Origin of the sequence: Phyllobacterium zundukense (assembly GCF_025452195.1) — a bacterium.
Classification (GTDB): Bacteria; Pseudomonadota; Alphaproteobacteria; order Rhizobiales; family Rhizobiaceae; genus Phyllobacterium; species Phyllobacterium zundukense_A.
Genome location: NZ_CP104969.1, coordinates 182,129 through 195,094 on the forward strand (window position 1 = coordinate 182,129; position 12,966 = coordinate 195,094).

Annotated in this window: 16 protein-coding genes; 2 read left to right on the forward strand and 14 right to left on the reverse strand. The window is 56.7% G+C overall.

Annotated features, from left to right (window positions below; genetic code table 11):
• Nucleotides 1-30 precede the first annotated feature (30 nt).
• The 4 genes from N8E88_RS00835 to xoxF5 all read right to left on the reverse strand — a co-directional run bounded on the left by N8E88_RS00835 (nucleotide 31) and on the right by xoxF5 (nucleotide 3,952).
• A complete protein-coding gene (locus N8E88_RS00835; RefSeq protein WP_262290596.1) occupies nucleotides 31-552 on the reverse strand; it encodes a PQQ-dependent catabolism-associated CXXCW motif protein in 522 nt (173 codons plus the stop codon).
• Nucleotides 553-606: 54 nt separating this feature from the next.
• The gene (locus N8E88_RS00840; RefSeq protein WP_410010503.1) at nucleotides 607-1,470 is read right to left on the reverse strand and encodes a substrate-binding domain-containing protein; all 864 of its coding nucleotides are present in this window, start codon (nucleotides 1,468-1,470) and stop codon (nucleotides 607-609) included.
• Nucleotides 1,471-1,995: a c-type cytochrome, methanol metabolism-related gene (locus tag N8E88_RS00845; protein ID WP_262290597.1), complete on the reverse strand. Its 525-nt coding sequence runs from the start codon at nucleotides 1,993-1,995 to the stop codon at nucleotides 1,471-1,473.
• 175 nt (nucleotides 1,996-2,170) lie between these two features.
• Nucleotides 2,171-3,952, reverse strand: a complete 1,782-nt coding sequence (gene xoxF5 / locus N8E88_RS00850; RefSeq protein WP_262290621.1) for a lanthanide-dependent methanol dehydrogenase XoxF5 — start codon at nucleotides 3,950-3,952, stop codon at nucleotides 2,171-2,173.
• 498 nt (nucleotides 3,953-4,450) lie between these two features.
• Here xoxF5 and N8E88_RS00855 point away from each other — a divergent pair, with 498 nt between their 5' ends.
• Nucleotides 4,451-4,801 carry a hypothetical protein gene (locus N8E88_RS00855; RefSeq protein WP_262290598.1) on the forward strand — a complete coding sequence of 117 codons (351 nt, stop codon included), beginning with the start codon at nucleotides 4,451-4,453 and terminating at the stop codon, nucleotides 4,799-4,801.
• Between the two features lie 156 nt (nucleotides 4,802-4,957).
• On the opposite strand, the gene N8E88_RS00860 is transcribed toward N8E88_RS00855, so the two are convergent.
• The 6 genes from N8E88_RS00860 to N8E88_RS00885 form a co-directional block, all read right to left on the reverse strand.
• On the reverse strand, nucleotides 4,958-5,812 hold the full coding sequence (locus N8E88_RS00860; RefSeq protein WP_262290599.1) for a quinoprotein dehydrogenase-associated SoxYZ-like carrier: 855 nt from the start codon (nucleotides 5,810-5,812) through the stop codon (nucleotides 4,958-4,960).
• 80 nt (nucleotides 5,813-5,892) lie between these two features.
• On the reverse strand, nucleotides 5,893-6,852 hold the full coding sequence (locus N8E88_RS00865; protein ID WP_262290600.1) for a quinoprotein relay system zinc metallohydrolase 2: 960 nt from the start codon (nucleotides 6,850-6,852) through the stop codon (nucleotides 5,893-5,895).
• The gene (locus tag N8E88_RS00870) at nucleotides 6,849-7,607 is read right to left on the reverse strand and encodes an ABC transporter ATP-binding protein (protein ID WP_262290601.1); all 759 of its coding nucleotides are present in this window, start codon (nucleotides 7,605-7,607) and stop codon (nucleotides 6,849-6,851) included. The genes N8E88_RS00865 and N8E88_RS00870 overlap by 4 nt, the downstream gene beginning before the upstream one ends.
• Nucleotides 7,567-8,301: an ABC transporter permease gene (locus tag N8E88_RS00875; RefSeq protein ID WP_262290622.1), complete on the reverse strand. Its 735-nt coding sequence runs from the start codon at nucleotides 8,299-8,301 to the stop codon at nucleotides 7,567-7,569. Before N8E88_RS00875 ends, N8E88_RS00870 begins: the two co-directional genes overlap by 41 nt.
• 84 nt (nucleotides 8,302-8,385) lie before the next feature.
• Nucleotides 8,386-9,369: an ABC transporter substrate-binding protein gene (locus N8E88_RS00880; RefSeq protein WP_262290602.1), complete on the reverse strand. Its 984-nt coding sequence runs from the start codon at nucleotides 9,367-9,369 to the stop codon at nucleotides 8,386-8,388.
• Between the two features lie 26 nt (nucleotides 9,370-9,395).
• On the reverse strand, nucleotides 9,396-9,608 hold the full coding sequence (locus tag N8E88_RS00885; RefSeq protein WP_262290603.1) for a hypothetical protein: 213 nt from the start codon (nucleotides 9,606-9,608) through the stop codon (nucleotides 9,396-9,398).
• A gap of 330 nt (nucleotides 9,609-9,938) precedes the next feature.
• On the opposite strand from N8E88_RS00885, the gene N8E88_RS00890 reads away from it, so the two are divergent.
• Nucleotides 9,939-10,325, forward strand: coding sequence for a c-type cytochrome (locus tag N8E88_RS00890; protein WP_112529061.1), 387 nt, complete (start codon nucleotides 9,939-9,941; stop codon nucleotides 10,323-10,325).
• A 38-nt stretch (nucleotides 10,326-10,363) separates the two neighbouring features.
• Here N8E88_RS00890 and N8E88_RS00895 read toward each other — a convergent pair whose 3' ends face one another.
• From N8E88_RS00895 to N8E88_RS00910, 4 genes are read right to left on the reverse strand one after another with little or no spacing between them, the layout of a single operon-like run.
• Nucleotides 10,364-10,921, reverse strand: a complete 558-nt coding sequence (locus tag N8E88_RS00895; RefSeq protein ID WP_262290604.1) for a thioredoxin family protein — start codon at nucleotides 10,919-10,921, stop codon at nucleotides 10,364-10,366.
• Nucleotides 10,922-10,937: 16 nt separating this feature from the next.
• Nucleotides 10,938-11,627 (reverse strand): ribulose-phosphate 3-epimerase, encoded by a 690-nt coding sequence (gene rpe, locus N8E88_RS00900; protein ID WP_262290605.1) that lies wholly within the window; start codon nucleotides 11,625-11,627, stop codon nucleotides 10,938-10,940.
• Complete coding sequence (gene cbbX, locus N8E88_RS00905) at nucleotides 11,624-12,547, reverse strand: CbbX protein (RefSeq protein ID WP_262290606.1); 924 nt, start codon at nucleotides 12,545-12,547, stop codon at nucleotides 11,624-11,626. The genes rpe and cbbX overlap by 4 nt, the downstream gene beginning before the upstream one ends.
• The gene (locus N8E88_RS00910) at nucleotides 12,540-12,959 is read right to left on the reverse strand and encodes a ribulose bisphosphate carboxylase small subunit (protein ID WP_262290607.1); all 420 of its coding nucleotides are present in this window, start codon (nucleotides 12,957-12,959) and stop codon (nucleotides 12,540-12,542) included. Before N8E88_RS00910 ends, cbbX begins: the two co-directional genes overlap by 8 nt.
• Between the last annotated feature and the right edge of the window lie 7 nt (nucleotides 12,960-12,966).

The following is a 12,966-nucleotide window of genomic DNA, read 5'->3' on the forward strand; positions in this document are numbered from 1 at the left end:
ATCATACGCCTTTATGGCGCAAGATTGAAATTAAAAGGGCTCATTTTTCTGTGTTGGCTGCTTCGCCGCGGTCCAGCCATCCGTGCCGAGAGGATACCAAAGTACCGATTTGTATCCCCACTCGACAGCTCGTTTGGCTGCATTCCATGACATCCAGCAGTTCGCCATACAGTAAAAAAGCACCTTTCGTTTCGTGTCGTCGCCCAACCGAGATTTCAGCCCCTTGCGAAAATAGGCTTCCGTCTCCTTGTTTATGATTCCGTAGCCCACATTTGCGAGCCATATGCTCCCGGGAATATCTTCCCGGACTTTTTCCCTCCAGATGGTCCCGGCCGGAAGATTTGCCGGCTTGGGATCACGAGGAAGGACATCGACGAACACCGCCGATTTGTCTTTCCACAGGGCGATGGTTTCCTCGGTGGTGACCACCTTTGCCCCCTTCAAAGTGGCGGGAACCGGCGCCCTGTAATTTTCGGTCCTGTAGTCCGTCGGCTCCGGCGCCGTTTCACCCGCGAAAGCCGTCGTCACCAGTACGGTAAGTAAAACGGCCAACGCGCAGGAACAGTTCCGCACCGGTTTTTCACCTCGCTTCATCCACCCACCACGCTACTGCGTGATCAGCTTGTTATTCTCGTCGACCAACGGCACCTGGAAATTGAGCAGGATCTTGTTGATCTCGCTCTGGTTCTCCCGGATCACCTTGTTCAATGTGCGCTTCCACTCCTGATCGGATGGGCGCACACCCATCGTGATCCGGTATGCCATATGCCCGGTCTTTTCCTTGACCAGGGGAATCACCGTCAGGTTGGGATCGATCTCCTTGGCATAATAACCTGCCATCGGCCCCCAAAGGATCGCAACGTCGATCACACCACTTTCGAGTTCCTTGATCATGACCTCCGCCATCGAAGGCGCGAGCCTTGTATCGACCATCAGGGGATAGGGATGAACGTTTTTCATATAGCCGACCTTGGCGAGATTGGCAGACGGCGGGGTTCCGGCAACAACGCCTATTTTCTTGTTCGCCAATTTGCTGTCCTCGATTGTATCCACACCATCGAGGCCGCTGTCCTTCTTGTAGATCATCACATAGGTCGAGCGATAATAGGCATTGGTATTCTGGACGAGTTCGTCGCCCTGCGCGTATCCCATGATGATGTCGCAGCGATTGGCCCGCAGCGTGCTGCGGACGAAGCCTGTCGCCATCGGGAACCACGTATATGCCACCGATTTACGCCCGGTCTTCGCAGCCACGAGCTCAGCCAGCTTGTTTTCGAACCCCTTGCCGCTCTCATCGGAGAACGGCATGTTGGATGGATCCGAGCAAACACGCAGGACGTCAGGATCGACCAGTTCGCCCGAGGCTCCAAGACCCGCACCTTGGGCCAGGACCCCGGACGGCACGGCAAGTGCCGCCGCCATGACGCCGCCGGCAATCCATCTCGTCAGGGGTATCGCATATCGCATCATTTACCCACCCATACAGGAGGCTTCCGCCTCTTTGGCTGCAGGCGGTTTGTCCGCATGCTTTGCAGGACGCCCGCGAGGCAGATCGCCGACGGCCCGGGCACGCAGATAAACGTAGAGGTCGTCCATATAGCAGTAGACGTTCTTGTTGTTGCCAAAAGCCGGCATGACGTTTTCCTTGCCAGCGCTGAGGTTTTTGCGCCCTTCGGCAACTATCGACAGGAACTCCGCATAGGGCATCGTCTTCAGCGAGTTTGCCAAAGCCGGCGCGAAGGAAGAACCTGCACCATCCGCGCCGTGGCAGACAAAACAATCTGAATTGAACCGGCGAAACCCGCTATAGGTGTACCAGTCGACCGTACCATCCTCGTCAATCTTGAAGGTGGGATTCCCGTCCTTATCGGCATATTTGCCGTTTTCGTCGGAGGCAACAGCTGCTGCGGCTTTGTCATCGGCGTAAGCGCTGCCGGGGCCCGCTACAAGCGCAAGACCGGCAGTGACGGCAAGCAATGTCATTCGAATAGGCATACAAGAACCTCGCATTCAACTCGTCAATTCGGCTCGGCACCTTGCGGCGCCGCCTGGACGGTTGTTTGATCATCGATATGGGTCAGGTGACACGGGGGGCCCGGCCTGGTTGAAACCGGGCTCCCATTATTCAAAGCCTGCATCCGCGGGCTCACTGTGTCAGCTTCGTTCCCGATTACTCAGGAACAGCGAAAACGGTCAACTGACCGCCCAAGGCCGTGTAGTCGGAGAGCGCAGCATAACCGCCCACCGCACCGAGGCCTTCATTCGGCTTCGTCAAGCCGGCGGCAAGACCGATACCAGCCCATCCGCCAACACCGGACAGAACGGCAACATATTGTTTGCCCTTATGTTCGTATGTGGTGACGTTACCGATGATGCCGGACGGAGTCTTGAACTTGTAAAGTTCCTTGCCGTCCTTATCGACCGCCTTCAGATAGCCTTCAAGCGTTCCGTAGAAGACGACATCGCCATCGGTGGCCAAAGCGCCTGACCAGACCGAGAACTGCTCGGGTTTGGACCAGACGATCTCACCCTTTGCCGCATCCCATGCGATGAAGTTACCCATGCCGCCATGGCTGTTCGGAGCTGGATACATGGACAGTGTCGCGCCGACGTAAGGCTGACCGGCGGTGTAACTGACCTTATAGGGCTCGTAGTCCATGCAGACGTGGTTTGTTGGAACATAGAAGAGCTTGGTCTTTGGCGAATAAGCGGCCGGCTGCTGATCTTTCGTACCAAGAGCTGCCGGGCAGATACCCGTGGTGTTGACGTCTTCGCCTTGTACCTGCGTCGAGTATTTGTCCACGACCTTCGGGCGGCCGTAGGTCTTGCTATCCTTGTCCATGTCGACTTCCGTCGCCCAGTTCACTGCCGGATCGTATTTCTTTGCGACCAGAAGTTCACCGGTTGCACGATCCATCGTATAGGCAAAGCCGTTGCGATCGAAGTGCACGAGGACATCACGCGGCTTGCCATCGACCTCGATGCCATCCGCAAGGATCATTTCGTTGATACCGTCATAATCCCACTCGTCATGCGGGGTCATCTGGTAGAGCCATTTCGCCATGCCTGTATCGGCATCGCGGGCCATGATGGTCATGGACCACTTGTTGTCACCGGGACGCTGACTTGGGTTCCAGGTGGATGGATTGCCGGTACCGTAGTAGATCAGGTTCAGCTTGGGATCGTACGAATACCAACCCCACGTCGTTCCACCACCGGTTTTCCACTGGTCACCTTCCCAGGTGTTGGTGCCCGAGTCTTTTCCGACTGGCTTGCCGAGCTGGGTGGTCTTTTCCGGATCGATCAAGGTTTCCTTGTCGGAACCCATCGACCAGGCACGCCAGGCCTGCTTGCCATCCTTCATGTCATAAGCCGTCAACGCACCGCGAACACCAAATTCACCACCGGAAATACCGACGATGACCTTGTCTTTCACGACCATTGGCGCGGATGTTCCGGATTCGCCCTTGCTGCCATCTGACGCCTCGGCGTTTTTCACGGACCAGACCGGTTTACCTGTCTTTGCATCGAGGGCAACGAGCGTTGTATCGGCCTGATAGAGGAATATCTTGCCGTCGCCATAAGCTACGCCGCGATTAACGGTGTCGCAGCACATGATAGGAATGACGTTTGCGTCCTGCTTGGGTTCATACTTCCAGAGGATTTTGCCATCATTGTTCAGGTCAAGCGCAAAGACGGTGTTCGGAAAAGGCGCATGAACATACATCACATCGCCGACGATGAGCGGGCCTCCTTCATGGCCGCGCAGCACACCGGTCGAAAACGTCCAGGCGACCTGAAGGTTTTTGACATTGTCCGCAGTGATTTTATTGAGTTTTGAGTATCGCGTATTAGCGTAATCGCCGGTCTGGATAGCCCAGTTCTTCGAATCAGAAATCAGACCCTGAAGATCGTCATTGGCCAGAGCACCCCCCGCCAATGAGAACGTCATGGCCGTTGTAGCCAATGCAATTCCAATTAAATTTCTGTGTACACGCATTTTGAGTCCTCCCTAAGTTCACATTTATGAACCATCGGACGAAGCCGTTTTTCAGTGCGGGTTCGCTCCATTAGCTCACGCAAATGGGGAAGTATTTCCGGCAGCGTGTCACGACAAAGCCAGGCGCGCAGAGGGCACCGTTACTGCCCACCTCGCTTGGCCTACGAAGACTGTCACCACTCCCTTGACGGCAACGTCCTTGAAGCCGGAAACAAGTTGACGATAGGAGAAAGAATTGCATTAGGCAAGCGGGATTATCAAATTATATTTGCTGCGTTGCAGTATACTTTGCTGCATCGCAGTAAGTATCCGATTTAGTTATTATATTCTGGCAGCCCGTCCTGTCACATAATTTGATACTTATGGAACGGATTCTGTTTGCAGTTTGTTATTGTTGTTTGCTATCTATCTGGAAAATGTATATTTACCGTCCGCAAATGCGAGGATGCCATGATCACATCGAAAATCACGCAAATTACCGTGTTAGCAGGTGCAGCAATTGTCCTTTCCTTGCCGGCTAATGCTGCGTCAGATTACCCCACTTCGACCCTCGCCGAATATGTCTACGGCTGCATGAAAGCCAATGGTGAGAACCGCGATGTACTTCAGCGCTGTTCGTGCTCGATCGACGTGATCGCGTCCGTCGTGACCTACCCTCACTACGAAGCCGCCGAGACCTACAAACAGATGGGTTTGCTGTCCGGAGAGAATGGTGTCCTGTTTCGTGAAAGTGCTCCCGCGAAAGCTTCGATCACCGAATTGAAGCGGGCTCAGGCGGAAGCCGACGTCCGCTGCTTCTGAAGACCTCGATAATTCATCTTGATGGCCATCTAGGGCAGCTTTCTCGACTTCCGGTGCTCACGAACGAGAAAGTTCGCTGCGCTCCGGCTCCTCGAAAACCACCCTAGATGGCCATCAAGATGAATTCTGGAAGGTCTTCATGGCCGTGTTTTTCGATCACAGGCTGGAGGATTCCAGCGGCCACTCGTCCTGGAATTTCTTGCCTTCGGTATCGGCAGCCTCGACCTTCACATCCTCGCCGGGTTTCGCATCGAATTCGAAGCGGAAATTCGGGTCTTCCGAAATTGAAATCCCGCCTTCCATCGACATGATAAGCCTGTCACCCTGCGACACGGTCAGGCCCTGGATGAAGTGCGCGGGGATATAATAGCGCGTGACCTGATCCATCTGCAGCCCGGAATTGTTGGGGTGGCGAATCATCAACTGCATTTCAGTTGCGCGGGTCATCGGCTCGTTGCCAGGCGTCTTGGCTGTAAAGACGCGCAGCTTCATCTTGCCGAGCGAAGCCAGGGCTTCATCCTGATTTTTCATCGCCGGTGCGGAGCAGCCGCCGGATGCCTTGACGAAAGTCTGCGTCATATGAAGTTTTCCATCTTCGGTTTCGGCAATGGCGCGAACATAGGAATAGGCATTGACCCGAAGGCGCGTCGCCAGATGGGTGACGCCCGCATCCTTGCCGAACTGGAACACTGCAGCGACGGGTGACGGATTTTCATCGACGATGAGGGTGACAGCCTTGATCCGGCCAGTTGCCGCATCGGTTTTGAAATGCAGATCGATGGGTACGATTGCCGCATCCTCGGCGCGTTTCGGTGCATCGATCGTGATGATGCCGCCAGCATCTCCGATCGGCTTTTGGCCGAAGACATCGCCCTTCAAACCATCCCAGGTTTTGGTATCCGGAACGCTCGCGCTTTGCGCGTTGGCGGCAAACGGTATCGCCGCTCCAACGAGCGCGAGAAGGACGAGCGCAACCATCCGGCTACCCAGTCGTATCGGCTTTATCGTCATATTCTGCCTCCACCAAGAAGATTGGCGGTGCCCGGCCATGCATGAGTATACCACCTCGGCTGGCGTAGTTGCAAACGGGTTCATTCCCATTCGAGTTCGGCAAAGGCGGCCGTGGCGTTGCGCAGATTGTAGTCGTCAAAGAGACGCCAGTTGTTCCGCTCACTTTCCGCCGCTGTCTTGACCGCCTCCGCCATTGGCACGCCATCGGCGATGGCCTTGCGAATGTCGCGGGCGAGCGCATCGAAGTAGCGCTGCTCCTGTTCAAGCGCCTGCGGCCAGGCTGACGGAACGGGACCATGTCCCGGTACCGCAAATTTTGCCTTGATCCCTTTGAGTTCCCCCAGCTGTGCGATCCAGCCAAGCAACGATCCATCCATCGTCGGAAGATGCTCGATGAAACACAGATCGCCGGTGAAGAAGGTACCGGACTGTTCGTCGAAAACTGTAAGATCGTTGTCCGTATGAGCTGGCTTCCAGGCCTTCAAAGTAAGCTTCCGATTACCGAGATCGAGCTGCTCCTCGCCGGTCACAAGCTGCGTGGGCGGTATGATCTTTATGTCGGCCATCAGCGCACTGCCCATGGCGTCGCGATAGCTCTGCAAATAATAGTCGCCGCGGCTGGCAAGCGCGCGCGGCAGATTGTGATGCCCGACAACAATCGCTCCTGTATCTCCGAACGCGGCGTTTCCGAAAATATGATCGGGGTGCATATGCGTGTTGATCAGGTAGCGGATCGGCTTATCCGTCCTGGCGCGAATGGCGGCGACGAGTTCCCTGCCCTCGGCAACACTGCCGCCGCTGTCGATCACGGCGACCGCTTCGTCGCCTATGATGAAGCTGACATTGCAGATCTCGCCCTCGTTGTTCGCGGTCATCATCTCGGGCCTGCCCGCAAAGGCGAAGACCCCGCCGGCAATCTCCTTGACAGGCAAAGGCTCGATCGGGCTCGACTGCGCCCGCGCCAGACGGACATGCGAAATGCCGCAACAGGCGAAAAAGACACCAGTTTTAAGAACGCTGCGCCGGGTCGGCTGACTCATGGCGCGTTCCTCACCCCGGCGAATTTTTCATTGAACGAACGCAACAGATCCGCCTTCACCTGCTCATTGCGATAGTTGCGTGGCAGACGGATATCGAACGTACCGATCACTTGGGCGGGACGCTCGGAAAGCACGATGATACGGTCGGCGAGCATGATTGCCTCCTGCAGATTATGCGTCACCATCAACGCGATCGTCGGGCGCTCGGACCACACGGAGAGCAGCATATGGCGTAGCTGCTGCGCTGTGGACTCATCCAGCGAGACAAATGGTTCATCAAGCAAAAATATATCCGGCTCGATCGCCAGTGCGCGCGCTATCGCCGCGCGGCGTGCCAGCCCCAGCGACAGCTCTGCCGGATAGAAATTGCGCATCTTCGACAGGCCGAGCGTGCTGAACAAGCCATCGAGATTGGTCTCGCGCTTGGGCTGCGGCATGGCGAGCCGCACATTCTGCTCAACTGTACGCCAGGGCAGAAGCATCGGCTCCTGAAACACCGCCCCGATACGCGCGTCCGCCAATCCGGGCAACTGGATCGACCCGCGATAGTCGCTGTCGAGACCAAGCAAAATGCGTAAAGTAGTGGTCTTCCCGCAACCCGACGGTCCAAGGATACAGGCGAACTCGTTCTGCTCGACCTCGAAGCGCAGATCGCGCAGGACCGCAATCGTTCCACCGTTGGACGAGCGGAACGTTTTCTCTTCTATGTTGACCTTAAGCCGCGCTGCGACGCCAGCGAGTTGATGTGTGTTCAAGCGGTTGCACCACGACGAGTTCGATGAAGAGCATGACGGCAACAAAGGCCAGGGTATAGGCCAGTATCGCCGCGACATCGAAGAGTTGAAAAAACAGGTTGATCTGAAAACCGACACCATTGGAGCGGCCGAGCAACTCGACCACGAGCACAATTTTCCAGATCAGCGAAATACCGGAACGCGATGCGGCGGCTATGTAGGGCTGCAGCTGCGGTATCAGTATATGCCGCAATCGATCCAATGCATTGAAGCGGTACACCTGCGCCATTTCCGCGTAGCGCGGATCGAGCGCCCTCGTTCCTTCGCGCAAGGTGACGACCACATTCGGGATCTTGTTGAGCGCTACAGCGCCGATCGCTGCGGCTTCATTGAGCCCGAACCAGATATAGGCGAGGACGATGATGACCAGCGCGGGTATATTGAGGAAGAGAATGACCCACGGATTGAAGAACTCGTCTGCGCGCCGGTAACTGCCAAGCAGGACACCGATCACCGAACCTATCAGCATCGCCAGCACAAAAGAGGCAGCGACGCGGCACAAGGTGATGCCGAGATTGTAGGGCAGATCGCCGCTCGCCGTTTCGCTGAGGAATGTTTGCAGAACCAGCAAAGGCGCCGGAAACGAGCGGCTGGGCCAGATCGTCGCTCCGGCATGCCATGCAACGACCAATACGCCAAACGACAGCAACACCATCAGCGGCGAGCTCCACTGCCACTTCGAAGCCGCGGTGGAAACAAGCTTGCCCGTTTGCTGCTGTTCGCGCGATGCAAGGGCCAATTAGTCTGCCCTCCAGAAGGTGCCCGGCGCCAATGTTTTTCCGGGGCCGACGAGCCGTTCGCCGCCAAGATCGGCGAGGATAGCATAGAGCTTGGTCGCGTCGGCCTGTTCGTCCTCGATTGGCCGGTCGGGAATACCCTCGCGATAGCGGTCACGCAGCGCATCCAGCTCATGGCCTTCGGCTTTCACCACCGGCGCCAGACGTTGCCATTCCTCATCGGAACTGCCGAGCAGGGCCTTAGCATCTCTGCTGGCCTTGACGAACCCTGCAATTGCGTCCGGATGGGCGTCGGCCCATTTGTCGTGAAAGATGTAGCCGATGGCCGAAACGTCACCTGTAGCGCCGAGCGCCTTTGCAGCATCGCTGGTACTGACGAGGCGGTGAAACCCATTGGCTTCAAGCCTTGCGCAAAAATTCCAGAAGTTCAGCACGGCATCCAGTTCACCTTGCTGCGCCTTTTCGGCAAGCAGCGGCGGCGTGCCGTAGACAATTTCGCTTTGCGCCGGCAGATCGAGTGAGAACTGGTGCTTGGCATAGCCCTGCATAAGCAGCCAGCTCTTGTCCAGCGGCCCACCTGCCACACCGATCTTCTTGCCCTTCAGATCCGCCAGACTTTTGATCGGCGAGCCATCAGGAACCATCAAGGCGCCGACCGAACTCGAATAGGGCACGAAGGTCAGGTCTTCGCCCGACGCGCGCTGCCGCGACACCCAGAGCCAGTCCGTGACGATGATATCAACATCCCCGGCCATCATGGCGACATTGGTTGCATCTTCACTCGCGAAGAAGCGGACATCGACATTCACGCCATATTTTTCGTCGAGCTTATGTTGCTTGATCGTATCCAGCTCCCAATTGACAGTCCCGAATTTCAGGACGCCAACACGAACGGTCTCAGCAGCCAGGCCGGCCTGCGTGTCAAACCCAAGGGCGAGCACAAACAAGATACAGAAGCGGAAAAGGCGTTGATATAGTCCTGTCACGATGTCCTCCCAGACAAGTCGCTTTTCTAGAGCTCTATATCCTTTGATGGATAGTCGCATTTCCAACGAATGACCTTAACGTTGGGATGGTCGCCGGACCATTTTGCAATTTCCGTCGGCGCGAGGAGCATGCAATTGTTCAGACCGCCGCCCCTGTTTTCAAAATGCAGGCGCTCCTCCCGGCAACTCGCCGGGTTGGATATGAGACAGATGGTCAAAACGAGGTCAACAACATCCATACAAGCACCTCCCAATCCTCTGACACGTCCCACCTTCATAGCGCCGAAATCTCAGGATTCCTGACTGGCAAGAAGATTGTAGTGCGGATTTCCCAAGGTGCCCGATGAGAAATGTTCGTCACAAATTACGGGTGTCACCTCTTGGCGTCAATCGCCACCGGCCGAGAAAACGCGATCGTGAAGCTGCGGCGTTATATCCTTTTCAAACAATTGACTTATCAGGCGCTGAAGGTACCTTCTGGAAGTGTTCTAAAAATTGGTGGCGCCAATGCATGGAAAATTGGCGCCGGTCTTCGTCCAGGGCACCCTTGGCGAAAATGAGGAGATGCCATGCGTTATTCTACCGTTCTGATTGGACTATCAGTTGCGATTCTGTCTGTTGCCGGAGCCCGGGCCCAAGACGCCGGCGACGCAACGGCAGGAGCGACAGTTTTCAAGAAATGTGCAGTCTGTCACGTGGCGGATACCGACAAGAACAAGGTCGGACCTTCTTTGTTTAAAGTGATGGGCAGAACCGCGGGAACCCATCCAGGCTTCAGCTATTCACCCGCGATGAAGGCCGCAGGCGCGGCCGGACTTGTCTGGGATACTGCCAGCCTCCGCGATTATCTGCACGATCCGAAGGCCAAGGTGAAAGGCACGAAAATGGCCTTTCCCGGTCTGAAGGACGACAAGGAAATTACTGATCTTGAAGCCTATCTGAATCAATATAAATAGCCGGATCGCCGCCGGTCGATCCGGCCGGCGGCACCCAGTCAGACAATCTCACGCCATTTGATCGAACAGCCGACCGATGCGATCTGCTCGCGCGGCCCCTGCCCTGTATTGGCAATTTCCTTCATCGCTTCGAACAGATCGCGGCGGATCTCTGGCGCTGCCGCTTCCTTGCGTGATGCGTCGAGGCGTCCCCGATACTGTAGTTCACCCGCGCCATTGAACCCGAAGAAATCAGGCGTGCAGACGGCCCCGTATGTACGCGCCACGCTCTGATCAGCGTCATGCAGGTAGTGAAACGGAAACGCGTTCTCGCGGGCAAAAACCTTCATGTTTTCAAACAAATCGGCGGGATAGGCACTTGCGTCATTGGCATTGATGGCGACAAAGCCGATGCCGAGTTCCTCAAGATCCCGGGCGTCGCGGACGATGCGCTGGATAACTGCTTTCACATAAGGACAATGGTTGCAGATGAAAGCAACAACCAGCCCCTTGTCGCCTGCCTGCGCCAGAATGGAATGCTGCCGGCCATCGGTACCAATCAGGTTCGCATCAACGGCCTTCCAGCCAAAATCACAAAGGGGTGGTATCGCCGCCATTGTCTTTCTCCTCCGCTCAAGCTGCCGCCCGATGCCTCGCATGATCGGCAGCATGACGGATTGCAGCGATATTGTCAGCATAGGCCGCCTTGCCGGTGCCCTTGAAGACCGCTGATCCCGCGACAAGCACATTCGCGCCTGCCGCCGCAACGAGGGGCGCGGTTTCAGGCGTCACGCCGCCGTCGATTTCAATATGAATCGGGCGGTTGCCGATCAACGCCTTCACACGCCGCACTTTATCCACGACGGAAGGGATGAACGCCTGCCCGCCGAAACCCGGATTGACTGTCATCAGGAGCACGAGATCAAGCCGGTCCAGCACATATTCGATGACGCTTTCCGGAGTCGAAGGGTTGAGTGAAACACCCGCCTTCTTGCCGAGACTGCGGATAGCCTGCAGCGAGCGATCGAGATGCGGGCCGGCTTCCGCATGCACGGTGATGTAATCGCAACCGGCATCGGCAAAAGCGCCGAGATAGGTATCCGTCGGGGCGATCATGAGATGACAATCGAATATTGCGGACGTCCGGTTGCGGATGGATTTTATGATCTGCGGCCCGAACGTGATGTTCGGGACGAAATGCCCATCCATCACGTCGAGATGCACCCAGTCGGCACCCGCCGCCATGACGTCTTCGACTTCCTGGCCGAGCCGGGAAAAATCCGCCGAAAGCACGGACGGCGCGATGAGTACGTTCCTGTTCATGGCGTTTGCTCCTCTCTTGACGATGCGGAAAACACACGGCTGACCCTGATATCGTCCGCGGTAATCGTTGACAACGCCGCCGCATCTGTCGGCCCGTTGGACGCCTCGAACAGCCGGTTTGCGTGGCGCAGTCTCGCCCTGTCCAGCGCGTTGCGAATGGAACGGGCATTGGCAAAATGCGGCTGCTGGCGGCGCCGTTCGATATAGTCGGCCATGATGGCGCGGCCTTCCGCATCGAACGTATAATTCTGCTTCGACAGCATCGTCTCGGAAATACTCAGCAACTCGTCAGAGCTATAGTCCGGGAAATCGATGTGATGGGCGATGCGCGACCGAAAACCCGGATTGCTCTCGAAGAATTTATCCATGCGATCGGCATAGCCCGCGAGAATCACCACGAGATCGTCCCGCTGGTTTTCCATCACCTGCAACAATATCTCGATCGCTTCCTGTCCGTAGTCGCGTTCGTTCTCCTGGCGGTGCAGATAATAGGCCTCGTCAATGAACAAGACGCCGCCCATGGCTTTCTTCAGGATCTCCTTGGTCTTCGGGGCGGTATGCCCGATATATTGCCCGACCAGATCGTCACGGGTGACAGAGACGAGATGGCCCTTGCGGATATAGCCGAGGCGATGCAACAGGTCCGCCATGCGCATTGCAACGGTGGTCTTGCCGGTGCCAGGATTGCCGCTGAAACTCATGTGCAACGTCGGCGTTTCATGCGCGAGACCCATGCGCCGGCGTGCCCGCTCGACCAGCAGCAATGCTGCGGTCTCCTTGATCCGCTGCTTGACCGGCTTCAGGCCGATCAAGTCGCGGTCGAGTTCGTCCAGCACCTCCTTGACGCCGGATTCGACATATTCAGCGCGCAGGTCGATGGCAGACGGAACCTCGAGCTGGGTGATGCTGGCGTCAGCCATAGCGTTGCCCCGCTGGCTTGTCCGTTGCGTAGGACCTCGTCGTGTAACGAACCACGCGGCCCTCGCCTTCCTGGCGGGCAAGGTGGAAGCCTGGCTCTTCCGGCGGGCGGTTGACGAGGAACGACAGCTTGACCGATTCCCAGCCGTGGGTGTTGTCGAAGGCGACAAGGCGAATGTAGTAGTCGCCATAGACCTTGCGGCATTCCTTCAGCTCCATCATGAGGGCGGCTGCATCCGGGTTGTCGAACATCGGATGTCCCCACATGTCCCAGTAGGTGTTGCGCGGGTGCGGGTCATCGGTAAATTCGAGACTGACAGCCCAGCCATTGTCGATGCAATATTGCACCTGCCTGGCGATCTGCTCGTCGGTCAGGTCAGGCAGGAACGAGAATGCTCCTTGAGTGATACGCATGTCGTTT

Excerpts from the sequence above, each read along its gene's own strand:
- N8E88_RS00875 (WP_262290622.1), bottom strand. The coding sequence starts at position 8,301 with ATGGTGTTGCTGTCGTTTGGCGTATTGGTCGTTGCATGGCATGCCGGA.
- N8E88_RS00895 (WP_262290604.1), bottom strand. The coding sequence starts at position 10,921 with ATGGCGGCGATACCACCCCTTTGTGATTTTGGCTGGAAGGCCGTTGAT.
- N8E88_RS00855 (WP_262290598.1), top strand. The coding sequence starts at position 4,451 with ATGATCACATCGAAAATCACGCAAATTACCGTGTTAGCAGGTGCAGCA.
- N8E88_RS00890 (WP_112529061.1), top strand. The coding sequence starts at position 9,939 with ATGCGTTATTCTACCGTTCTGATTGGACTATCAGTTGCGATTCTGTCT.
- N8E88_RS00885 (WP_262290603.1), bottom strand. The coding sequence starts at position 9,608 with ATGGATGTTGTTGACCTCGTTTTGACCATCTGTCTCATATCCAACCCG.
- N8E88_RS00840 (WP_410010503.1), bottom strand. The coding sequence starts at position 1,470 with ATGATGCGATATGCGATACCCCTGACGAGATGGATTGCCGGCGGCGTC.
- rpe (WP_262290605.1), bottom strand. The coding sequence starts at position 11,627 with ATGAACAGGAACGTACTCATCGCGCCGTCCGTGCTTTCGGCGGATTTT.
- cbbX (WP_262290606.1), bottom strand. The coding sequence starts at position 12,547 with ATGGCTGACGCCAGCATCACCCAGCTCGAGGTTCCGTCTGCCATCGAC.
- N8E88_RS00865 (WP_262290600.1), bottom strand. The coding sequence starts at position 6,852 with ATGAGTCAGCCGACCCGGCGCAGCGTTCTTAAAACTGGTGTCTTTTTC.
- N8E88_RS00860 (WP_262290599.1), bottom strand. The coding sequence starts at position 5,812 with ATGACGATAAAGCCGATACGACTGGGTAGCCGGATGGTTGCGCTCGTC.
- N8E88_RS00845 (WP_262290597.1), bottom strand. The coding sequence starts at position 1,995 with ATGCCTATTCGAATGACATTGCTTGCCGTCACTGCCGGTCTTGCGCTT.
- xoxF5 (WP_262290621.1), bottom strand. The coding sequence starts at position 3,952 with ATGACGTTCTCATTGGCGGGGGGTGCTCTGGCCAATGACGATCTTCAG.
- N8E88_RS00910 (WP_262290607.1), bottom strand. The coding sequence starts at position 12,959 with ATGCGTATCACTCAAGGAGCATTCTCGTTCCTGCCTGACCTGACCGAC.